The organism is Agrobacterium sp. CG160-95, assembly GCF_053521725.1.
This window is the reverse complement of sequence record NZ_JBNWDU010000004.1, coordinates 321,663-343,653: the sequence shown is the minus strand read 5'-3', so window position 1 is coordinate 343,653 and position 21,991 is coordinate 321,663. Positions and strand designations below refer to the sequence as shown.

Genomic DNA, 21,991 nt, shown 5'->3' with positions numbered 1-21,991 from the left:
CTTTTAGTTTTTATGAACTTTAAAAGCAAAAACCTCTCGCCGCGTGCAGGATGCCGGTCCCGTTTCAGCGTGAATTAACAATTCCATGAAACGATGCCCATTGCGTTATCGTGAAAACACCGGACGGGTTGAAGAAATACAGTGAGGATACAAGGCCGTTGCCGAAAACCTCAAGGATGTCTCTCCGGACGGGGCGGAAACGGGGCGCAGTTATCTGGGGTAGAGGGTACTGCAATAGAACATGGCTCATTCCGTCGAAAGTCGCTTTATCGCGATTGTTTCCGGTGCACTTCTCACAGTGGTCGCCCCGCTTTTCACCCTTTTGCTGACCCTCTCCTATCACGAGGCTATCCGTAGCCAGCGCAATCACCTTGAGATCCTGCTGTCAACCAATGCGCAGGCGCTTGCCCGCCCGCTATGGGATCTCGACGACGACACCATAAATCAGATTACCGGCACCCTCGTTTCCGACCCCGTGATCCGCATGGTCGAGGTCAAGGATACCTCTGGCCAGCTGGACATCATCCAGACGGCCGGCAGCGACATCATTCAGGATGCAGCCTCCACGACCCGCGAAGTGACCTACAAAAGCACAAACGGTGTCGTCACCGTCGGGCAACTGACAGTCTATTACGACGATATCGGTCTTCTGACCTCTCTCAGCCGCACCGAACTGGCCTTCATCACAATTTTCATTCTCGCCATTCTCACCACCGTTCTTGCGGCCATCGCCGGCAACCGCTTCATGGTCATCCGTCCGCTGATGCGGCTGGCGGCAGCGATAGAAGCGACACGCCGCGTCGGCTCCCGCCACCATGTCGACTGGCGCTCGAAGGACGAGATCGGCAGGCTGGCAAAAAGCTTCAACGAAATGCAGACCCAGCTTGAAAAGGAAGAGCTGGAAATCAAGCATGCCCATGAGCGGAAGACGGAAATCTACAATCGCACACCCGCCATGCTGTTCTCGCTTGACAGATACGACAGGATTGCCGCGGTCAGCGACTATTGGGTGCAGGCGACCGGTTATGATCGGGCCAGAATACTCGGCCTGAATTTCGCCGACCTCATCCACCCGGATGACCGGTCCCTTTTCCTGCAGCGCAAGGCGGCGCAACATTCGCCCGACGCCGCACATGCGGGTATCACGGTGCGTTTTCATTGCATGGATGGCAGCGTTATGGACGCCCTCATCCTTGAAAAAGCCCTTGATTCCGGCAACGCACATCAGGGCACATATCTCTGCGTCATGACTGACGTGACGGAGTTGCGCCAGTCGGAAAAGCGCAACCGCCAGCAGGCTATTTCCGACCATTTGACCGGTCTCTTCAATCGCCAGGGTTTCGAGGCCATTCTAGACGTGCAGATCCGTGACGCCGACAGGAACGGCAGCGAACTGGCATGCCTTTTCATAGACCTCGACCGGTTCAAGGCCATCAACGACAATCTCGGCCATGCGGCGGGCGATGCGGTTCTGCGGGAATTCACGCTGAAAATCGAACCACTGCTGACACCGCTGGACAGCGCGTCGCGTCTGGGCGGCGACGAATTCGCCATCCTGCTTGCCGGCGACAAGGTGGAGGAGCGCGCCCAGCTGTTCTGCGAGCGGATTTGCACCATGCTGGACACGCCCTTCGAAATCGAAGGCAACAGCATCCGTCTCAGCGCCAGCATCGGCATGGCGATCTACCCGCTGCATGCCGCAAGCGCGTCCGAACTTTTGCAGAATGCCGACATGGCCATGTATACCCGCAAGAGAACGGGCAAGAACGGCTCGCAGATCTTCGACAGCTCGATCATGGACCGGGCGCGCGAACATGCGGAACTGGAACGGGATATCGCGCAGGCGCTTTCCGACAATTGGTTCGAGGCTTATTTCCAGCCGATTCAAGATCTCGCAACGGGCCAGACGGCGGGTTTCGAGGCGCTGTTGCGTCTCAACCATCCGGAAAAGGGATTGCTTTCTCCCGCCACGATCATCAGCCTTGCGGAAGAAAACGGCACCATCCATCGCATCGGTAATGTCATCCTCGACCAGTCAATCGCCAATCTGGCCAGACTGTCGCACCTGCCCGGCATGGAGCAATCCTATGTGGCGGTGAATTTTTCGCCGCTGCAGTTCGAACCGGGATTGCCGACCCGTATCGCCGGCGTCCTTCACCGCTACGGCATTCTTCCCAAACGGCTGATTATCGAGATAACCGAGGCGGTCATCATGAAGGACGATCCGCAAATCCGGGCGATCCTCAATGCCATTCACCAGCTGGGCTGCCGCATCGCGCTGGACGATTTCGGCACGGGTTATTCGTCGCTGAGCTATCTCAGCCGCTTTCCGGTTGACATCGTCAAGATCGATCAGTCCTTCACGCGCTCGATCTGCGACGACACGGTGGAGATAAGGCAGCGCAGCCGCATGCTGGTCGAGGGTATCGCCGCAATCTCACACAAGATGAATTGCTCCGTCATCGCCGAAGGCGTCGAGACGGAAGAGCAGAAGGAGCTTCTGACAGTGATAGGTGCGGATTACGGACAGGGCTATTATTTTGCGCGACCGCAGCCCATCGAACGGCTGATCGCTGCATTGAATGCGGATAACGGCGCAGACCGCGCCGCGGCGCGACAGGCGTAAACGGGTGGGAGCAGCCATGGGATTGATCCGCTTTTGTCTGATCTTTCTTGCTCTTGCCGGCCCGGCCAGCGCAGCCAAGCTTTTCCTGACCACCGAGGTTTACCCGCCTTATAATCTGCAAAACGACGACGGCAGCGTGGCGGGCGTTTATATCGACCAGCTCAGGATCGTACTTGAGGATACCGGCACCGATTACGAGGTTGCCGTCATGCCCTGGGCGCGGGCAATCGCATTGGCCACAACGAAGGCCATGCATTGCGTCTTTGCCACGGCGAGAACGCCCGAACGGGAAAAGCTTTTCAAATGGGTCTCACCGATCCATAGCGACCGCAACATCCTCGTGGCGCGCCAGAATGCGGATATCAACGTCTCCAGTCTGGAAGACGCGAGGAAATACCGGGTCGGCACCCAGCGTGGCGACTACACCGAGGTCCTTCTTGGCAACCTCGGTTTCGAGCATGTGGATGTCGGTGCTGATTTCCAAATCACGCTTCACAAGCTGAACGCAGGCCGCATCGACCTGATGCCCATGTCGGAAAGCACTTTCAAAAGCCAACCCCCAGGCAAATTCAGGGAAGTGATAACGCTGGCGCGGCAACAGCTGGGTCTTGCCTGCAATAAAAGCGTTCCAGACGAGGTCATTGCAAAATTGCAGGCGCGCCTGGACAGGCTGATCGCCGATGGAACGCAACAGAGCATATTCGACCGCTACAAACTCGTCAGCCCTTGAGCGCCCGCTCGCGACTTCAAAAATTCCATAAAAAGATTGACAGCCGGAACATTTCGGGGTGGTGACAACAGCATCGTCAGGCAAAAAAGCGGACATGCCCCATGAAGATCATCGCAGGCCTTGGTAACCCCGGCGCCCAATATGCGGGAAACCGTCACAACATCGGCTTCATGGCCGTGGATGCGCTGCAGCGCCTGCCTTCCTTCTCGCCCTGGGCGCGGAAATTCAAGGCGGAGATTTCCGAAGGCGAAATAGGCGGTGAGAAAGTTCTGCTGATGAAGCCCCTCACCTACATGAACCTGTCGGGTGAATCCGTCGGCGAGGCCATGCGTTTCTTCAAGCTTGCACCGGCAGACATTATCGTCATCCATGATGAACTCGATTTGCTTGCAGGCCGCGCGCGCATCAAGACCGGCGGCGGCCATGGCGGCCATAATGGCCTGAAATCGATCGACGCCCATTGCGGCAAGGAATACCGCCGCCTGCGCCTCGGCATCGGCCATCCCGGCGACAAGGAGCGGGTGCATGGCCACGTTCTCGGTGATTTCGCCAAGACCGACCGGGTCTGGCTCGATCCGCTGCTGGACGCCATTGCCGACAATGCCGCCATGCTGGTGAAATCAGAGGATTCGCAGCTGATGAACAAGCTGGCGCCTGCCACCGGCAGCAAGCCGGAAACGGAAAAACCGGCCAAGGCGGCCAAGCCCGCCGCGCAATCCCACATCCATCAGGCGCGCAACAACGCCCAACCGAAAAAACTGCCGGAAACCGGGCCGATGGCGGAGATGCTGAAGCGGATGTTCGGCAAGAAGGATTGAGCGCAGATGTCTTCAGAGACCATGAGCCTTCGCGAAGCTGGCCCGGACGATCTGCCGAAACTGCTCGAACTTTACCAGGCGCTGAACCCTTCCGACCCGCAACTGACGGCGCAAGAGGCAAGCACGGTTTTCGCCGCCATGCTCGGCCAACCCGGCCTCACCGTGTTCTTTGCCATGGAAGACCAGGAACCCGTTGCAACCGCCACGCTTCTCGTCATCCCGAACCTGACGCGCGCTGCCCGTCCCTATGCCTTCATCGAAAATGTGGTGACGCTGGAAACCCGTCGCGGCCGGGGATATGGCCGCGCAGTCGTGCGCCACGCCATCGAGACCGCCTTTGCCGCAAATTGCTACAAGGTGATGCTGCTGACCGGCCGGCAGCGTCCTGAGGTGCATGCCTTCTACGAAAGCTGCGGTTTCATTCAGAACAAGACGGGTTTCCAGATCCGGCGGGATTGAGCGTAAAGCCGTCACTCCTCCGGCTCGGTGGTGAACATCAGCGGAAACCCGGCCTCCTTGCCAAGATCGTTCGCCTCCTTGGCCTTGGTCTCGGCAATGTCGCGCTCGCAGACAACGACGACCGCACTTCCGAAGCGATGCGCCGTCATCATCACCCGGTGGCCGGTGTCCTCGCCCATGTGGAAGACGACCTTCAACACCAGGGTGACGAAGTCGCGCGGCGTATAGTCGTCATTCAGCAGAATGACCTTGTAGAGCTTAGGCCGCTCCAGCTTCGGTTTGACTTTCGGTTTCGGTTTGAGATCAACAGGACTGTCACTCATCATTGTCGCCCGTGATTGTCACTCAATTGTAGCCCATGGGGAAAATCCCCGTTGATGACGAAAGATCGGTTGCTCGACCGGCGCATATTGCGCCGCAACCGCAGCATCGACAACCCCGGCCCCGCACTCGCGCAGAATTCCGCGCCATTCGCGGGGCTTTGCCCGCCCAAATCGGCCCCCGGGCTTGACCTTGCCCTGCCCTTTCCGCAAAAGGCTCCTCAACGAATTCTTTCAAACGGACAGGTTTCAAGCCATGGGCTTCAAATGCGGTATCGTCGGGCTGCCGAATGTCGGCAAGTCCACCCTCTTCAACGCGCTGACGAAAACGGCGGCCGCGCAGGCCGCCAACTATCCCTTCTGCACCATCGAGCCCAACACCGGCGAAGTTGCCGTGCCGGACCCCCGCATGCAGCAGCTCGCGGCCATTGCCGGATCGAAGGAAATCATTCCGACCCGCATTTCCTTCGTGGACATTGCCGGCCTGGTGCGCGGCGCATCGAAGGGTGAAGGTCTCGGCAACAAGTTCCTCGCCAATATCCGCGAAGTCGATGCCGTCGTGCATGTGCTGCGCTGCTTCGAGGACGACGACATCACCCATGTGGAAGGCCGCATCAATCCGGTTGGCGATGCCGACACGATCGAGACGGAACTGATGCTCGCCGATCTCGAAAGCCTGGAACGCCGTGTCGAGCAGACGCGCAAGCGCGCCACCAGCAAGGACAAGGAATCATTGGCCCAACTGCCGGTGATGGAAGCCGTAATTGCTCTGCTAAACGACGGAAAACCGGCACGTCTGCTTTTGAAGACACTGGCGGACGAGGAAATCGAAATCCTCAAGGGCCTCAATCTCCTGACGTCGCACCCGGTGCTTTATGTCTGCAACGTCTCTGAAGCCGACGCATCCACCGGCAACGAGCACACCGCGGCTGTCGCGGAGATGGCAAAGCAACAGGGCGCCGAATGCGTGATCATCTCGGCGGCGATCGAGGCCGAAGTCGCGCAGCTTCCGGCCGATGAAGCCGAAGAATTCCTCTCGGCCCTCGGGCTCACCGAAGCCGGTCTCGACCGGTTGATCCGCGCCGGCTATCACCTGCTCGACCTCATCACCTATTTCACCGTCGGCCCCAAGGAAACGCGCGCCTGGACGATCGTGCGCGGCACCAAAGCGCCCGCTGCCGCCGGCGTCATCCATACCGATTTCGAACGCGGCTTCATCCGCGCCTTTACCATCGCCTATGACGACTACATCGCCTACAAGGGCGAAGTTGGTGCCAAGGAAGCCGGCAAGGGACGCGACGAAGGCAAGGAATATGTCGTCCAGGACGGCGACGTCATCCACTTCCGCTTTAATACCTGATCTGGTCTTGAGCGCGGCGGCGGTCACATCGCGTCTTTTGACTCGCTGACCGAAGTGACACAGACCTGTGGCTTTTTTCTCCTCCCGGCGGGGGAAGATAGCCCGGAGGATCTGATGAGGAGGCAAGGCTGGCGAATCTCACGACCCTTGCCCCTCATTCCGCTATCGCGACCTTCTCCCCCTCTGGGAGAAGGCAGCATGCCGCACTCGCTCTCTCAATAGGATCTCCCTACGCCGCAAACGCACTCTCGATTTGACCTTTACGTAAAGGGAAAAATCATTTTAGATGCCGGTGACATCGACTAGGCAAGGGAGGAAGCCATGGCGCCGGTCGCGACATATGCCTATGAGGATTTTTCCGTTGGACGGGAATTTCCCCTGGGACCGCAATCGATTTCTGCAGCACAAATCATCGAATTCGCCAGCGAGTTCGCCCCCCAGCCCATGCACCTGTCCGAAGAGGCTGGCCGCCAGAGCATTCTCGGCGGGCTGGCGGCATCCGGCTGGCACACCTGCGCCCTGCTGATGCGAATGATGGCGGAGAGCTATATCAGCGATTCGACATCGCAAGGCAGCCCCGGCATCGATTATGTCGACTGGAAAAAGCCGGTTCTGGCTGGCGATACGCTTTCGGGAAAATCCATTGTTCTGGAACAGCGCACCTCCAGCTCACGCCCCGGCATCGGCCTCGTGAAGTTTCGCCATGAGCTTTATAACCAGCGCGGCGTTCTGGTATCGCACGGCGAAAACACCGTGATGTTCCTGATGCGTGCGGACGGAGGCCTTGCGGCATGAGACTGGCAGAACTTTCCCCGATCGGCGAACGGGTCACCCTCGACACATTGCATTTTTCCGCCGAAGACATTGTCCGTTTCGCCCGCGATTTCGATCCGCAGCCCTTTCATCTCGATGCCGAAGCGGCGAAAAACAGCGTCTTCGGCGCGCTCTGCGCTTCCGGTTGGCACACCGGCGCTGGCTGGATGAAATGTTTCCTTTCCCATTGGGGCAAGGAAGTGAAGAGGCTGAAACAACTTGGCCTTGAACCGCCGAAACTCGGCCCCTCCCCCGGCTTTCGTGAACTCAAATGGAAAAAGCCGGTTTTCGCCGGAGACGACGTGACCTATTTCGTCACCTTGCTCGATGCCCGACCGCTGGAATCAAGAGCCGGGGTTTGGCTGAACACCACCTTCAACGAGGGCGTGAACCAGTCCGGAGAAACCGTGATGACCTTCCAGAGCGGGGTTCTGGAGTTCGAATAGCGGCTGGCCGAGATAGCCCGCGCGCGATACCCTCGGAATCGGCGTCGCGGCGGGAAGGCAAGAATGAACGATATCCTACAGGGTTATGCTGAAGCGGCAACGCCGGACCTGATTGCCAGGTTCGATGGACTGGATTGCCGGGAAATCTACGCACCGGTCATCGATCTGTTGCCGGTCACACCGGCCCGCGTCGCGGATATTGGCAGCGGCACCGGTCGCGATGCCGCCTGGTTTGCCGAATGCGGCCATGATGTTCTGGCGATAGAGCCGGTCAAGGAACTGCGTGAACCCGGAAAGAGATTGCACCTCTCGCACAAGATAACCTGGCTTGACGACTGTTTGCCCGATCTGATGAAAGCGCGCCGCCACGGCCCGTTCGATCTGGTTACGCTGTGCGGCGTCTGGCACCATATCGATGACGAGGCACGGCAAACCGCCATGGAAAGCCTCTCGGAGATGACGGCAGAGGGCGGATTGCTGATCATGTCCCTGCGTCACGGCCCCGCACCCGAAGGCCGCCGTGCTTTTTCCATTTCACCAGCGGAAACGACGGGCAATGCAGCCCGTCTGGGGTTCACGTTGATACGACAGGTAGAAGTTGCTTCCATTCAGGCGGGTAATCGCGCCATGGGCGTCCACTGGACATGGATCGCACTACGAAAGACCGGAAAAAACGCCGGCCTGTCGCAACATTCCTAGCCGGAAACCGGCCTCAATGCCCCGAAAACTCCACCAGTGTCCGCACTTCCACACCGAGGTCTTCCAGCTTCCTGCGGCCGCCGAGATCGGGCAGATCGATGACGAAGCAGGCCGAAACGATTTCCGCGCCCATCTGCCGCAAGAGTTTCACCGCACCTTCGGCGGTGCCGCCGGTCGCGATCAGGTCGTCGACCAGAATGACCTTTTCGCCCGGCTGCACGGCGTCCACATGCATTTCCATCTCGTCAACGCCGTATTCAAGGCTGTAGGCCACGCGCACGGTGGTGTGCGGCAACTTGCCTTTCTTGCGGATAGGCACGAAACCGGCGGAAAGCTGGTGCGCCACCGCTCCGCCCAAAATGAAGCCACGCGCTTCCATGCCGGCGATCTTGTCGATCTTCGTCCCCGCATAGGGCTGCACAAGCTCGTCCACGGCACGGCGGAAAGCGCGCGGATTGCCAAGCAGAGTCGTGATGTCCCTGAAGATGATGCCCGGCTTCGGATAGTCGGGAATGGAGCGGATGGCAGCGGAAAGCTCCGAAGCGATAACGGTCATGGTATTTCCAGTTAGATTGGGAAATGGATCAGAAGGTTCGGGCCACCCTATCAACTTGGTGGCTGCGGACCAACTAAAAAGGACCGCCGCTCATTCCTGCCCCGACATTCCCTCGATCCGCGCCCAGACCGGGCAGACATCCGCGAAGGAATGAAACAGAGGCCGTAGCGCCTCGTCATTTCTGTCGTCAAAAGAGCCGGAAACGAGGGCGACAGTCGGTGCATCGTCGATGGCGCCAAGCGTGCTGCCGCAGACTGCGCAAAACGCACGGCTGGAATAATCTGAAGACCGGAAAACCATGGGCGCACCGCCCTCTCCCGTCCAGACCACTGCATCGCTCGCAAACTCCACCCAGGCAAGGCTGGGAGCGCCGGAATGCCGCTGGCAGATATCGCAGGAGCAGCTGTGCGGATTGCCGGGTTCACCCGTGGCCTCGAAACGGACGGAACCGCACAGGCAGCCACCGCACCGGACTTTCGCCATTTCTCATCCTCCTTCGACACATGAAAAGGCCCCCAGGGCAGGACCATGGGGGCCAATGATTGCAGGCATCTGAAGCCGCTCAATGTTCCTTGTTGGCGTAGACCGATTTCTTGGTGAGATAGATCAGCGCCGTGAAGATGAACAGGAACACCATGACCATGAAGCCGGTGCGCTTGCGTGCTTCCAGATGCGGTTCTGCGGCCCACATCAGGAAAGCGGACACGTCCTTGGAATATTGATCAACCGTCTGCGGCGCACCGTCGTCATAGGTCACCTGATCGGCGCTGATCGGCGGCGCCATTTTCAGCGCCACGGCACTGGCGAAATACGGGTTGAAATGCGTGCCTTCCGACACTTCAACGCCGGCAGGCGCGTCCTGGTATCCGGTCAGCAGGGCATGGATGTAGTCCGGGCCGCCTTCCTGATAACCGCCGATGATCGGAATCATGTCGATGACGAATTGCGGGAAGCCACGCTCAACGCCGCGCGCCTTGGCAAGCAGCGACATGTCCGGTGGTGCAGCTCCGCCATTGGCAGCAGCAGCCGCTTCGTGGTTCGGGAATGGCGAGGGGAAATGGTCGGAAGGCACAGCCTTGCGATTATACATTTCGCCGTCGGCGTTCGGCCCGTCCTGCACTTCATATTCCGCAGCAAAGGCCTTCACCTGCTCTTCCGAATAACCGAGATCGCCCAGCGTGCGGAAGGAAACGAGGCTCATCGAATGGCAGGCAGAGCAGACTTCCTTGTAGACCTTCAGGCCGCGCTGCAGCTGGCCCTTGTCGTACTTGCCGAAAGGTCCGGCAAAAGACCAGCTCTGCTCCTCGGGCTTGATGACCGGGAAGTGACCGCCGGCGATCGCATGCTCGGTCTTGGTGGCGAGATCGTGGCTCTCCTCCGCCGCAAAAGCGGCGGCGGAACAGCCGATGGCAGCGATAAGCGCGATGCTCGTTACAAGCTTCTTCATTGTCGTCATCCTTCCTTCGCGCTCAGACTTGGGCGGCCGCTGGCGCGGCAGTCTTCTTGGCGGCGTTCTTTTCCAGAACGGCCTCGGTAATCGAATTCGGAATACGCCGCGGCGTTTCGACCAGACCGAGGATCGGCATGATGACGAGGAAGAAACCGAAGTAATAAAGCGTGCCGATCTGCGACATGATGACATAAAGGCCTTCCGCCGGACGCGAACCCAGCCAGCCGAGCAGGATGGCGTTGACGACGAACAGCCAGAAGAAAAGCTTGTACCAGGGACGATAGACGGCGGAGCGAACCTTCGAGGTATCGAGCCAGGGCAGGAAGAACAGCACGATGATTGCGCCGAACATGACGAGAACGCCACCTAGCTTGGAATCGATCGGCCCGATATTGAAGGTGATGGCGCGCAGCATCGCGTAGAACGGCAGATAATACCATTCGGGCACGATATGCGCCGGTGTCTTCAACGGATCCGCCATGATGTAGTTATCAGGGTGGCCGAGGAAGTTCGGCATGTAGAAGACGAACCACGCATAAGCGATGAGGAACACCGAAACACCGAGCGCATCCTTCAGCGTCGCATAGGGCGTGAAGGGCACCGTATCGGTCTTGCTCTTCACTTCCACACCCGTCGGATTGGTCTGGCCGGTCACATGCAGCGCCCAAATATGCAGGATGACGACACCCGCAATCATGAACGGCAGCAGGTAGTGGAGCGCGAAGAAGCGGTTGAGCGTCGGATTGTCCACCGCAAAGCCGCCGAGCAGGAACTGCTGAATCCACTCACCTATGCCCGGGAAAGCCGAGAAGAAGCCGGTGATAACAGTGGCGCCCCAGAAGGACATCTGGCCCCACGGCAACACGTAGCCCATGAAGCCCGTCGCCATCATCAGGAGGTAGATCACGCAGCCGAGAATCCAGAGGATTTCGCGTGGCGCCTTGTAGGAGCCGTAATAAAGTCCACGGGCGATGTGCAGGTAAACCGCGATGAAGAAGAACGACGCACCGTTGGCGTGCATGTAGCGCAACAGCCAGCCGTGGTTGACGTCGCGCATGATCTTTTCGACGGAATTGAAGGCAACCGTCGTTTCAGCGGCGTAATGCATGGCAAGCACGACGCCGGTGAGGATCTGCACGATCAGCATGACAGCCAGCATCGCGCCGAATGTGTAGGCGTAGTTCAGATTACGCGGGACAGGATAGGCAACGAAGCTGTCATAGATCATGCGCGGCAAGGGAAGCCGCGAATCGATCCACCTCTCGATGCCGGTGGACGGCTGATAACTGGAATGACCACTCATAAATATCTGTCCCCTTATCCGATCTTGATCACGGTATCGGATGTGAATGCAAATGTCGGGATGGCGAGGTTCTGCGGCGCCGGACCCTTACGTATGCGGCCCGCCGTATCGTAATGCGAGCCATGGCAGGGACAGAACCAACCGCCGAAATCGCCGGCCTGGCCGAGCGGAACGCAACCGAGATGGGTGCAGGAACCGATCATGACGATCCAGTTTTCTTTGCCCTGACCGGCGGAACGGTCAATGTCCGTCGCCTGCGCGTCGGGGGCAATGTTGGCGTTGCGCGCCACCGGATCCTTGAGATCGGCAAGAGCGACCGCATTGGCTTCGCCGATTTCCTTCTCCGTGCGGTTACGGATGAAAATCGGCTTGCCGCGCCACTTCACGGTCAGCGACATGCCCGGCTCGACCGCCGCGACGTTCACCTCGATGGAGGCAAGCGCCAGCGTCGATGCGTCTGGACGCATCTGGTCGATAAAAGGCCATGCCACTGCGGCGGCACCAACGGCGCCCGTCATTCCGGTTACTAGATAAAGAAAATCGCGACGGGTCGGTTCACCCGAGGCGTCGTGATTGGTTACGTGCTCGCTCACCGCTACACCATCCTCTGCGCTGTTTTTGCCGTAAATCGCATGAGTCCTCCCGCTATGATTTGATCCAAGACAATCTCCGTCCCACCGTCTCGGTCATCCTCGCGGCGTTTGAGAAACCGCGTCATTCTGTTTGATCGCAAAATATTGACTGACTTGGCAAGAGCAAAGCACACAAAGCTGCCGTAATTCTGCCAGAAGGGGCGGATTTGTTTCTCATTTTTTCCTAAGCCCCGGCAAGCGGGCAACATTGTGCCCACCCTTGCGGCATGTTACGAGACATCAAGGGAGAGCTTGGAAAGCAGGGATTCGGATGACGGCGAAGCTCTCGTGCATGGTCTCCACGGTCGTGGCTGCCGTAATTTTCATCGCCAGCCTGCGTTATGTGACGGATTTCTGGCTTTTAGCCTTCGTCACAAGTTTCCAGCTTCACATCGCCTTCGTCTGTATCCTGCTGTCATGCCTGGTATTTTGGCTGACGCGTGACGCGATTTCCGCTTTCCTCATCATCTGGTCGCTTGCACTCGCCATCCACGCCGTCGCCATGCTCATGGAATTCTCGACAAGCGCCAATGCGGCACCTGGCGCCAGACCCTTCCGGCTATTGTCCTTCAACGTATTGATGGATAACGCCGCCAATGCGGATGCGATTGCCGACAGGATTCTCGAATCAGACGCGGATGCTGTCTATCTGTTCGAGGCGGCTGCGCTGGAATCGGTTCTGCCGCGTCTGCAGCAAACCTACCCCCACAGGCTCGGTTGTTATGCCGGAACACCGACCTGTGATCTTTTGATCCTGTCGAAGCGGCCGCTGCTGGAGGGCCGTTTCCATAGCCTCAGCGATCTGCGCCGCGACCGTTTCGCCATCGCCAGCATCGATTTCGACGGCACGAAGCTGACGCTCGCCGCAGGTCACATCACCAAACCCTATTTCGACGACTATCACCGGGACGAGCTGGACGAAGTCAGCGAAATTCTCTTTCGCGTTACCGGGCCGCTCATTCTGGCCGGAGATTTCAATTCGGCCAGCATCGCTCCCGACATGCGCGACTTCCTCGCCGCCAACGACCTGAAGAAAGCGCCATGGGAACCCGCCACATGGCCGACGAAGGCAGGTCGCTTCGGTATCGCCATCGACCATATCTTCGCCCGCGAACCGGCCACGCTCTTGAAAACCACCCGTCTGCCCGACAGCCTCGGTTCCAATCATTTCGGCCTGATGGCGGATTTCATGATCGGGAAATAGCTGGCGACAGGCCCTATTGGGCCGCCTCGTCCACAGCAAGGAAGCCGCCCGACTGTCGCGCCCAGAGTTCCGAATAAAGTCTGCCCTGCGAGACGAGATCTGAATGGCTGCCCTGCTCGACGATACGGCCCTGATCCATGACGATCAGCCGGTCGAGAGCAGCAATTGTTGAAAGACGGTGGGCAATGGCCAGCACTGTCTTGCCCTGCATCAACTCATCCAGATTGCTCTGGATCGCCGCTTCTACTTCCGAATCAAGCGCAGACGTCGCCTCGTCGAGGACGAGGATCGGCGCATCCTTCAGCATCACGCGGGCAATGGCGATGCGCTGGCGTTGGCCGCCGGACAATTTCACGCCGCGTTCGCCGACATGCGCGTCGAAACCCGTGCGGCCGCGCTGGTCTTCCAGCCGTGCAATGAACTCATCCGCCTTGGCCCGGCGCGTCGCCTCCAGCAATTGCGCTTCGGTGGCATCCGTGCGCCCGAACATGATGTTGTCTCTGATAGAACGGTGCAGCAGCGACGTATCCTGCGTGACCATGCCGATATGGGCGCGCAGTGATTCCTGGGTGACCTTGGCGATATCCTGCCCATCAATGAGGATACGGCCTTTCTCGACATCGTAAAACCGCAGCAGCAGATTGACGAGGGTGGATTTGCCCGCGCCGGAGCGTCCGACGATGCCGACCTTCTCCCCCGCCTTGATATCGAGATTAAGATTGTCGATGACCCCGTTCGCCCGCCCATAATGGAAGCTGACGTTTTCTAAGCGGATACTTGGACTTTTCACGTCCAGCACTGTCGCATCCGGCGCGTCCACGAGGCCGATCGGCTGCGAAATCAGCTCCGCCGCATTCTGCACCGTGCCGAAATTGCGCATGATGCCGTTGAACTGCGTCATCAATCGCCCGAGCAGGAAGTTGAGGCGCAGAACCAGTGCCAGCGTGAAGGCGACAGCGCCGGAACTGATCTTGCCGGACAGCCAAAGGTCGATACACAGCGCCGCCATCGACGTGATCATCACACCCGACAGCAGCGCCATGGAGGCGCGCACACCGGTGATGAACCGCGTGAACGTCATCGTGGCGTTCTGGAAGATATCGAAGCCCTGCCGCATGTAGCGGTCATTGGCATCGTCGCGCCCGAACAGCCTGAGCGTCTGGATATTGCTGTACGCATCCACCATCCGGCCGGAAAGCATGGAGGCTGCCTCCGCCGTTTCTTTCGAATGGGAGCGGATGCGCGGCACGAAATAACGCGCCAGCAGCGAGAAGATCAGCACCCAGACGAGGACGACGACGGCAAGCCGCCAGTCCAGTCCGCCGATCAGCAGCAGCATCGAGACGGAGTAGATGCCGACGAACCAGACGCTTTCCATCAGCGAGGTGACAAGATCGCCTGCCGCCTGCCCGCCCGACCAGACCTTGGTGACGATGCGGCCGGAAAAATCATTCTGGAAAAAGGTCAGCGATTGCCGCGCCACATGCATATAGGATTGCCAGCGCACCAGATTGTAAAAGCCGGGCGTGATGATCTGTTGGTCCACCAGCGCGGTCACCATGGTGACGATAAAACGCACGATGCCGATCAACACCAGCATGCCGACGAGTTCGCCGCCATGGGCTGCCAGCAGTCCAGCCCAGCCCTCTTCCGGCTTGACGGTCGAGAGAATGTCGACCAGCCGCCCGACGAACCAGAAAAGCGCAGCCTCAATGGCAGCCGTCAACCCGCCCAGCACCAGCATGGCAAGAAACGGCGCCTTGGCCTGCGAGATATAGAACCAGATGAAACCGGACGTCTTTTCCGGCGGCCGCAAATCGTCCTTTCGGGCGAAGGGCTTTATCCAGTTCTCGAAAAACTCGAAGATGCGGGTAATGACCATGATCCGGATATAGGCGGATTCCCGGAGCGGGAACAGCCACAGAGCGTTCGGGAAGAGATTATATTTCGGTAACGTTCGGGAAATGAAAAAGGGCGAAGAATGTTCCACCGGGCTCTGGATAGACCCACCTGGATTTTGCGCACTCGCAGCATCCTCACTCCGTCACAAGGACTAGATCCGGGGTAAAGCGCGATTCAAGTTTTTGATCGCGGAGACTCCTTTCACGGCGCAGACGCGCCGTGACTGGAAACCGGCTCAAGGCCGGCATGACGGAGGAGAGGTTTAACTCGCCTACATAGATAAACGTGAACCGCAAACGAAAGGGCGGGAAACCATGCTTCCCGCCCTTCGAGCTCTCCTTACTCGGCAGCCACTTCCGCCTCGTGGTCGGCGATGAAGCCGCCGGACTGGCGCCGCCATAGATCGGCATAGATACCGCCCATCGCCGCCAGTTCCGCATGGCTGCCCGATTCCACGATCTGACCCTTGTCGAGGATGATGAGCCGGTCCATTTCGGTCAGCGTCGACAGGCGGTGCGCGATCGCGATCACCGTCTTGCCTTCCATCAGCGAGAACAGGTTTTCCTGAATCGCCGCCTCGACTTCCGAGTCAAGCGCCGAGGTCGCCTCATCAAGTACCAGGATCGGCGCGTTCTTGAGGAACACGCGGGCAATGGCGATACGCTGACGCTGGCCACCGGACAGCTTTACACCGCGTTCGCCCACCTGGGCATCGAGACCCTGGCGGCCATGCATATCGACAAGCGTTTCCACGAAGTCCCAGGCATTCGCCCGCTTTGCCGCCGCGATCACCTGCTCGTCGGTGGCCTCGGGATGGCCATAGGCGATGTTGTCGCGGATCGAACGGTGCAGCAGCGAAGTATCCTGCGTCACGACACCGATCAGCTCGCGCAGGCTGTCCTGCGACACCTTGGAGATGTCCTGCCCGTCGATGGTGATCTTGCCCGCTTCCAGATCGTAGAAGCGCAGAAGCAGGTTCATCAGCGTCGTCTTGCCCGCACCGGAACGCCCGACCAACCCGACCTTCTCGCCCGGCTTGATATCCAGCGTCAGCCCGTCGATCACGCCCTTGTTCTTGCCGTAGTGGAAGCGGACGTTATCATAACGGATCGCGCCCTGCGGTGCAGCAAGCTGAGGCGCCTTCGGAGCATCGACGATGTCGTGCGGCTTCGTCATCATCGACATGCCGTCATAGACGGTGCCAATGTTTTCGAACAGCGAGGTGACTTCCCACATGATCCATTGCGACATGCCGTTGACGCGCATGGCAAGGCTTATGGCAATGGCAACCGAGCCGGCCGTGACCGACCCCTGCATCCAGAAATAAAGACCGAGCGAGGCCGTGGAAAACAGCACGACCGCATTGTTGAGGTCGATCAGGATGTTGAAGCCGGAAATCTTGCGCATCTGGCGGTGAACGGTTCCGAGAAACACGTTCATGCCCTCACGCGCATATCTTTCCTCGCGGCCCGCATGCGAAAACAGCTTGATCGTCGAGATGTTTGTATAGCTGTCGACGATACGCCCCGTCATCATCGAGCGCGCATCGGCCTGCTCCTGTGCGAGCCGGCCGAGCTTCGGCACGAAATAGGTGAGGATACCCATATAGATGCCGAGCCACACCAGCAGCGGAATGACCAGCCGCCAGTCTGCGGCCGCAACCATGAACAGCATCGAGACGACGAAGCTGATAGCGTAGACGAACACGTCGATCACCTTCAGCGCCACTTCGCGGATCGCCAGCGCCGTCTGCATCACCTTGGTCGAAACCCGGCCTGCAAATTCGTTGGCGAAAAAGTTCATGGAGTGGCGAAGCAGGAAACGATGCATCTTCCAGCGCGCGATCATGCCGAAATTGCCGGCAAGCGTCTGGTGCATCGTCATGGTGTGGATCGCGCCCATCAGTGGCAGCAGGAAGAGCACCAGCCCAGCCATGACCATCAGATGCCAGCCCTCATCGGCAAAAAACGTCTCGCGATTGGCCGTGGAAAGCCAGTCAACGATGCTGCCGAGGAATTTGTAGAGCATGGCCTCCGCAACGGCGATGCCCATGGACATCAGGCCGAGCAGCAGGAGCCACGGCCATGCGGGCTGCACATAATGCCACACGAACGGCAAAAGCTTCTTCGGCGGCACAGACGGCGCCGAAGAGGGAAAAGGATCAAGGCGTTTTTCAAACCAGCCAAACATAGGCCAAGCTCCGGCAAGCAATCGCCCCATCGTGAAACGTGAGCAAACGCAAATATGGCTCACGACGGAACAGAAAAGTATTGGATATGGCCGCAACAGCCACATGACGAATCAGACTATGGGAAACGCGGTCGAACCGCGGGGGTAACACCTAGGCCAGCAGCAGCACTACTGGGGCCGGGAGGCGAATACGAATGTCATTTTGCATCAGAACCTCCCTAGCTGGTGTTGAAGATGTCGCCTTGTAGCGCAAAAATTAATCGTTGACCAGCCGCAAAGATGCCGAACGCGTCAGAAAAGCTCTCGATCGCGACCGATTCTGCCGAACGGGCGGAGATGACCCGCGAAGGTCTCCGCCCGTCGTAAGGCCTGGATGCGCAGCTTACTCGGCGGCGTCCTGCGCCTGCCCGAGCGCCTTGATCTGCGCCAGAGTATCGGCCAGCGTGGCCGAGGTGTCGGAATAAAGATCATCGTCCTGCACCTGCGGATTGCCCACATGCAGATCGGTCAAATGGACGAAATTCGCCGGTTCGGACATGATATCTTCCTGTTTTTGCTGCGCGGAATCCGGATCGAAACAACGCCGATCCGACGCAACCGGATGTGCCGGATCGGCCTGACGACACGTTGGTTAATGGGTAGCCCGACTGTGTGTCACGCGAATGAATACGGCACTCTTCGAAACGGTCTTCTCGGGCTGCATCTGTCACAAACCCGCCGCCCGTGATAAGCGCTCCGGCATTCCAAACGCGGTGAGAAGACCATGAGCGATATCAGACCCGAAATCAGGATTGCCCTCTACCAGCCGGATATTCCTGGCAATACCGGCACGATCCTGCGGCTGGCGGCCTGTCTCGGCCTCGGCGTCGATATCATCGAGCCGGCAGGTTTCGATATTTCCGACCGAAACCTGAAAAGGGCAGGCATGGATTATATCGCAGCGGCGGCGCTGACACGCCACGTCAGCTGGGACCGGTTTGAGGAGTGGCGCGCAACCACCGGCCGCCGCCTCGTTCTCGCCTCCACCAAGGCCGCCCTGCCCTATACGAAAATCGCCTATCGCCACGACGATATCCTGCTTTTCGGCCGTGAAAGTGCTGGTGTGCCGGACCACGTGCATGAAAAGGCGCAGGAGCGAATCATCATCCCGATGGTCGAGGGGCAGCGCTCCATCAACGTCGCAATGTCCGCCGCGATGATCACCGGCGAGGCTTTGCGCCAGACCGCATGGTCGTAAGCGCCTTTTTTAACGCCATTTTTTCGTGCAAATACAAAAATTGACCGTTTTTGCTTCAAAACTGTCGCAACCCGGCCTGTACCGAAGGCGTTCAGGCTCCTATACTTATTAGCCGGACAACAAAAATCGCCCTCGCCGCAGCAATCCGCCGGCGGGTGTGAGGAGACGTCGCATGCAATCCACCATTGTCATCGTCAACCTTCTCGGCGCAGTCGCGCTGCTGCTCTTTGGTCTTGCCCAGGTCAAGGATGGGGTTACCCGTGCCTTCGGCATGAAATTGCGAAGTGTATTGGCGACGGGCACCCAGAGCGGCCCGCGTTCCTTCTTTTCCGGCTTTTTCGCCACTGTCGCGCTGCAAAGCTCGACGGCAACCGCGCTTACCGTCGCCTCCTTCGCAGAACGCGATCTCATAAAGCCGCGCATGGCGCAGGTCGTGCTGCTCGGCGCCAATGTAGGCACCGCCGTCACCGCCTGGATTGTCGCGGCCGGTGTGGAGTGGCTGTCGCCGCTGCTGATCCTCTCCGGTATCGTGCTCAAAAAGGGTAGCTCAAACGCCCGACAAGGTGGCGGAACCGCGGTCATCGGCATCGGCCTGATGCTTCTGTCATTGCATCTGTTGAGCGGCGCGACCGAACCGATGCGTGCCTCGCCAGCCCTTGGCGTCTTCATCGGTCTGCTTGATGGCGCATGGCCCGTCGCGCTGATCTTCTCCGCCGTGCTGGCCTTCGTCTCCTCCTCCAGCCTCGCTGTCGTGGTGCTTATCCTGTCGCTTGCTGCTACCGGCACGCTGTCCGCCGGTCTCATCATCGTTCTCATTCTCGGCGCCAATCTCGGCGGCGCCATTCCGCCGGTCATCGCCACGCTCTCCGGCCCGGCCTCGGCGCGGCGCATCACCATCGGCAACCTTGTGGTGCGCACCATCGGCTGCCTCATCGCCATGCCACTCGCATCCTATGGCGCAACGCTTTTGCAGCAATTGCCGCTTTCGCCCGCCAAATTGCCTGTTGATGCGCATCTCATCTTCAATGTCATTCTGGCAGCGGTTGCCTGGCCGTTCTCAGCCCTCATATCCGACCTGATGGCAAAGCTGGTGCCGGGCGATCCGAAAGCCGAAGATGGCCCGAATTTCCTCGATCAGCAGGCGCTGGATACGCCTGTTGTGGCGCTCGCCAATGCCACGCGTGAGGTCTTGAGCGTCGGCGATGCTATCGAGCGCATGCTGATCCGCGCCGAAAACGCCTTCAAGCATAATGATCTGGCACCCCTTCAGGAAGTGTCCCTGCTCGAAAAGAAGGTCGATCGCCGTCAGCAGGAGGTGAAGGTCTATCTTTCCCAACTGGGGCGCAAAGGGCTTGCAGACGACGAAGCGCGCCGTTCGATCGCCATCATCGATTACGCGATCAATCTCGAACATATCGGCGACATCATCGAAAAAGGCATTTGCGAGCAGATCCGCAAGAAGGTGCTGAACAGCTTCAAATTTTCCGACGACGGTTATGAGGAGCTGAAGACGCTGTTCGACATGACAATCGAAAATCTGCGGGCTGCCCAGAGCATTCTGGTGACCGGCGATTTCGAACTCGCCCGCCGGCTGATGGAAAGCAAGGTGGATATACGCCGCCTCGAAAAACAGTCGTCCAACCGCCATCTGGAGCGGCTGCGCGATGGGCTGACGGAAAGCATGCAGACGAGTTCACTGCATCTCGACATGCTGCGCGACCTGAAGCGCATAAACGCCCATATCGTGTCTGTTGCCCATCCCATTCTGGATGAAAGCGGCGTGCTGATTGAAAGCCGCCTGCGTTACGCCGAACCGCGTGCTTAAAGCTTAGTCTGCCGAAGGAAGCCGCCGCATGGTGAATTCGATGCGGTCGCCTTCCAGCTGCCGCCAGCTTTCCACTTCGGTCCAATAGGCGGCCTTGGGAAAACTGTCGAACCACTCGCGCGCCTTGGCACGGGCTTCTTCACGGTCGAGACAAAAGGTCTGCCGCACGAACATACCGTTGCGCATCGGATCGCCGCCGTCACTTTCACGCGCCTTGCGGTGATTGGCGATCCTGCGCTTCAGCCCGTCCAGGGGCGGCGGTCCGGCAAATTTCGTCATGATATTCACCTCTGGCACCTACATCGCTAAAGATAGTGTCCGCATGTGAACTTGGCGAGTCGAATTTGTGCGCAAGGCCAGCACCTGCTAGATGCGACAGGGAATCGACTTCACCAAAGGAGAACATGCATGGAACGGCCATCTTTGCCGAAGGGCTTGCCCGAGGACATAGAAGACAAGAAGGCCGCCGCCCAGGCCTGGTTCCAGCATCTGCGCGACACCATCGTTGCCTCCTTCGAAACCCTTGAAGACGAGCTGAGCGGCCCGCTCGCCGATCAGGAACCGGGACGCTTCGTGCAGAAGGACTGGCTGCGCGACAATGGCGCGGGCGGCGGCGGCAAGATGTCGATGATGGAGGGCCGCGTCTTCGAAAAGGTCGGCGTCCACACCTCCACCGTCTATGGTGAGTTCTCGCCGGAATTCCGCCAGCAGATACCGGGTGCGGAAGAAGACCCCAGCTTCTGGGCCTCGGGCATTTCGCTGATCGCCCATCCGGTCAATCCCAATGTGCCGGCTGTTCATATGAATACCCGCATGGTCGTCACCACCAGCCACTGGTTCGGCGGCGGCGCGGACCTGACGCCCGTGCTTGGACGCCGGCGGACGGAACAGGACCCGGACACCCAGCTTTTCCACCGCGGCTTCGAGATCACCTGTAACCGCCATCCCGTGGCCGACTATCCGCGCTACAAGTCGTGGTGCGACGAGTACTTCTTCCTCAAGCACCGCAACGAGCCGCGCGGCACCGGCGGCATCTTTTTCGACTGGCTGCACCCGGAAGAGGAAAAGGGCGGCTGGGACGCCAATTTCGCCTTCGTGCAGGATGTCGGCCGCGCCTTCAACCTGGTCTACCCAAAAATCGTGCGATCCAATTTCAACCAGCCCTGGACGGAAGAGGACCGCGACGAGCAGCTCATTCGCCGTGGCCGCTATGTGGAATTCAACCTGCTTTACGACCGCGGCACTATCTTCGGCCTCAAGACCGGCGGCAATGTCGAATCGATTCTGTCTTCCCTGCCGCCCGTGGTCCGCTGGCCCTGAAATACTCACGTAAATTTGACGCCCGTCAGGAATTTGGGCGCAAATCGCGCAAATTAGGACTTATGGAAAAATAAAGGCAATGATAATCTCCTGCGTGCAGA

At 59.0% G+C, this 21,991-nt stretch carries 22 protein-coding genes; 12 read left to right on the top strand and 10 right to left on the bottom strand.

The genetic code is table 11. The features are described from left to right. The first annotated feature begins 241 nt into the window (after positions 1–241). The 4 genes from ACQZ63_RS16020 to ACQZ63_RS16005 all read left to right on the top strand — a co-directional run bounded on the left by ACQZ63_RS16020 (position 242) and on the right by ACQZ63_RS16005 (position 4,633). On the top strand, positions 242–2,626 hold the full coding sequence (locus ACQZ63_RS16020) for a bifunctional diguanylate cyclase/phosphodiesterase (protein ID WP_013636595.1): 2,385 nt from the start codon (positions 242–244) through the stop codon (positions 2,624–2,626). A gap of 16 nt (positions 2,627–2,642) precedes the next feature. Next, positions 2,643–3,356 (top strand): substrate-binding periplasmic protein, encoded by a 714-nt coding sequence (locus ACQZ63_RS16015; protein WP_013636596.1) that lies wholly within the window; start codon positions 2,643–2,645, stop codon positions 3,354–3,356. A 101-nt stretch (positions 3,357–3,457) separates the two neighbouring features. Further along, a complete protein-coding gene (gene pth / locus ACQZ63_RS16010) occupies positions 3,458–4,174 on the top strand; it encodes an aminoacyl-tRNA hydrolase (RefSeq protein ID WP_080798024.1) in 717 nt (238 codons plus the stop codon). Between the two features lie 6 nt (positions 4,175–4,180). Continuing rightward, on the top strand, positions 4,181–4,633 hold the full coding sequence (locus tag ACQZ63_RS16005; protein WP_025594151.1) for a GNAT family N-acetyltransferase: 453 nt from the start codon (positions 4,181–4,183) through the stop codon (positions 4,631–4,633). An 11-nt stretch (positions 4,634–4,644) separates the two neighbouring features. Here ACQZ63_RS16005 and clpS read toward each other — a convergent pair whose 3' ends face one another. Beyond that, complete coding sequence (clpS, locus tag ACQZ63_RS16000) at positions 4,645–4,956, bottom strand: ATP-dependent Clp protease adapter ClpS (RefSeq protein ID WP_003513495.1); 312 nt, start codon at positions 4,954–4,956, stop codon at positions 4,645–4,647. A 253-nt stretch (positions 4,957–5,209) separates the two neighbouring features. Here clpS and ychF point away from each other — a divergent pair, with 253 nt between their 5' ends. The 4 genes from ychF to ACQZ63_RS15980 all read left to right on the top strand — a co-directional run bounded on the left by ychF (position 5,210) and on the right by ACQZ63_RS15980 (position 8,271). Next, entirely contained in the window at positions 5,210–6,313 is a 1,104-nt protein-coding gene (gene ychF / locus ACQZ63_RS15995; protein WP_003513497.1) for a redox-regulated ATPase YchF, read from the top strand. Positions 6,314–6,634: 321 nt separating this feature from the next. Beyond that, positions 6,635–7,108, top strand: coding sequence for a MaoC family dehydratase (locus ACQZ63_RS15990; RefSeq protein ID WP_113556409.1), 474 nt, complete (start codon positions 6,635–6,637; stop codon positions 7,106–7,108). Beyond that, positions 7,105–7,572, top strand: coding sequence for a MaoC family dehydratase (locus ACQZ63_RS15985; RefSeq protein ID WP_003513502.1), 468 nt, complete (start codon positions 7,105–7,107; stop codon positions 7,570–7,572). Before ACQZ63_RS15990 ends, ACQZ63_RS15985 begins: the two co-directional genes overlap by 4 nt. 63 nt (positions 7,573–7,635) lie before the next feature. After that, on the top strand, positions 7,636–8,271 hold the full coding sequence (locus tag ACQZ63_RS15980) for a class I SAM-dependent methyltransferase (protein WP_065687145.1): 636 nt from the start codon (positions 7,636–7,638) through the stop codon (positions 8,269–8,271). Between the two features lie 13 nt (positions 8,272–8,284). On the opposite strand, the gene ACQZ63_RS15975 is transcribed toward ACQZ63_RS15980, so the two are convergent. The 5 genes from ACQZ63_RS15975 to petA form a co-directional block, all read right to left on the bottom strand. Beyond that, positions 8,285–8,827: an adenine phosphoribosyltransferase gene (locus tag ACQZ63_RS15975; protein WP_019565208.1), complete on the bottom strand. Its 543-nt coding sequence runs from the start codon at positions 8,825–8,827 to the stop codon at positions 8,285–8,287. Positions 8,828–8,917: 90 nt separating this feature from the next. Next, a complete protein-coding gene (locus tag ACQZ63_RS15970; RefSeq protein ID WP_113556410.1) occupies positions 8,918–9,310 on the bottom strand; it encodes a GFA family protein in 393 nt (130 codons plus the stop codon). Between the two features lie 79 nt (positions 9,311–9,389). Further along, the gene (locus ACQZ63_RS15965) at positions 9,390–10,274 is read right to left on the bottom strand and encodes a cytochrome c1 (RefSeq protein WP_003513510.1); all 885 of its coding nucleotides are present in this window, start codon (positions 10,272–10,274) and stop codon (positions 9,390–9,392) included. Positions 10,275–10,296: 22 nt separating this feature from the next. Further along, positions 10,297–11,580 carry a cytochrome b gene (locus ACQZ63_RS15960; RefSeq protein ID WP_019565206.1) on the bottom strand — a complete coding sequence of 428 codons (1,284 nt, stop codon included), beginning with the start codon at positions 11,578–11,580 and terminating at the stop codon, positions 10,297–10,299. A gap of 14 nt (positions 11,581–11,594) precedes the next feature. After that, positions 11,595–12,173 carry a ubiquinol-cytochrome c reductase iron-sulfur subunit gene (gene petA, locus ACQZ63_RS15955; RefSeq protein WP_003513514.1) on the bottom strand — a complete coding sequence of 193 codons (579 nt, stop codon included), beginning with the start codon at positions 12,171–12,173 and terminating at the stop codon, positions 11,595–11,597. Between the two features lie 310 nt (positions 12,174–12,483). Here petA and ACQZ63_RS15950 point away from each other — a divergent pair, with 310 nt between their 5' ends. Further along, on the top strand, positions 12,484–13,416 hold the full coding sequence (locus tag ACQZ63_RS15950; RefSeq protein WP_113556413.1) for an endonuclease/exonuclease/phosphatase family protein: 933 nt from the start codon (positions 12,484–12,486) through the stop codon (positions 13,414–13,416). Between the two features lie 13 nt (positions 13,417–13,429). On the opposite strand, the gene ACQZ63_RS15945 is transcribed toward ACQZ63_RS15950, so the two are convergent. From ACQZ63_RS15945 to ACQZ63_RS15935, 3 genes are all read right to left on the bottom strand, one after another. Continuing rightward, positions 13,430–15,406, bottom strand: a complete 1,977-nt coding sequence (locus ACQZ63_RS15945; RefSeq protein ID WP_162763675.1) for an ABC transporter ATP-binding protein — start codon at positions 15,404–15,406, stop codon at positions 13,430–13,432. Between the two features lie 251 nt (positions 15,407–15,657). Next, entirely contained in the window at positions 15,658–17,508 is a 1,851-nt protein-coding gene (locus tag ACQZ63_RS15940) for an ABC transporter ATP-binding protein (protein ID WP_013636605.1), read from the bottom strand. Between the two features lie 382 nt (positions 17,509–17,890). Then, positions 17,891–18,046 (bottom strand): hypothetical protein, encoded by a 156-nt coding sequence (locus tag ACQZ63_RS15935; RefSeq protein WP_448799317.1) that lies wholly within the window; start codon positions 18,044–18,046, stop codon positions 17,891–17,893. Between the two features lie 225 nt (positions 18,047–18,271). Between ACQZ63_RS15935 and ACQZ63_RS15930 the strand changes: the two genes are divergently transcribed. After that, positions 18,272–18,745, top strand: coding sequence for a tRNA (cytidine(34)-2'-O)-methyltransferase (locus ACQZ63_RS15930; RefSeq protein ID WP_003513525.1), 474 nt, complete (start codon positions 18,272–18,274; stop codon positions 18,743–18,745). Positions 18,746–18,917: 172 nt separating this feature from the next. Beyond that, positions 18,918–20,570: a Na/Pi cotransporter family protein gene (locus tag ACQZ63_RS15925; protein WP_080798012.1), complete on the top strand. Its 1,653-nt coding sequence runs from the start codon at positions 18,918–18,920 to the stop codon at positions 20,568–20,570. A 3-nt stretch (positions 20,571–20,573) separates the two neighbouring features. On the opposite strand, the gene ACQZ63_RS15920 is transcribed toward ACQZ63_RS15925, so the two are convergent. Further along, the gene (locus ACQZ63_RS15920; RefSeq protein ID WP_013636608.1) at positions 20,574–20,849 is read right to left on the bottom strand and encodes a hypothetical protein; all 276 of its coding nucleotides are present in this window, start codon (positions 20,847–20,849) and stop codon (positions 20,574–20,576) included. 129 nt (positions 20,850–20,978) lie between these two features. Between ACQZ63_RS15920 and hemF the strand changes: the two genes are divergently transcribed. Further along, positions 20,979–21,890: an oxygen-dependent coproporphyrinogen oxidase gene (hemF, locus tag ACQZ63_RS15915; RefSeq protein WP_111803779.1), complete on the top strand. Its 912-nt coding sequence runs from the start codon at positions 20,979–20,981 to the stop codon at positions 21,888–21,890. Positions 21,891–21,991 lie beyond the last annotated feature (101 nt).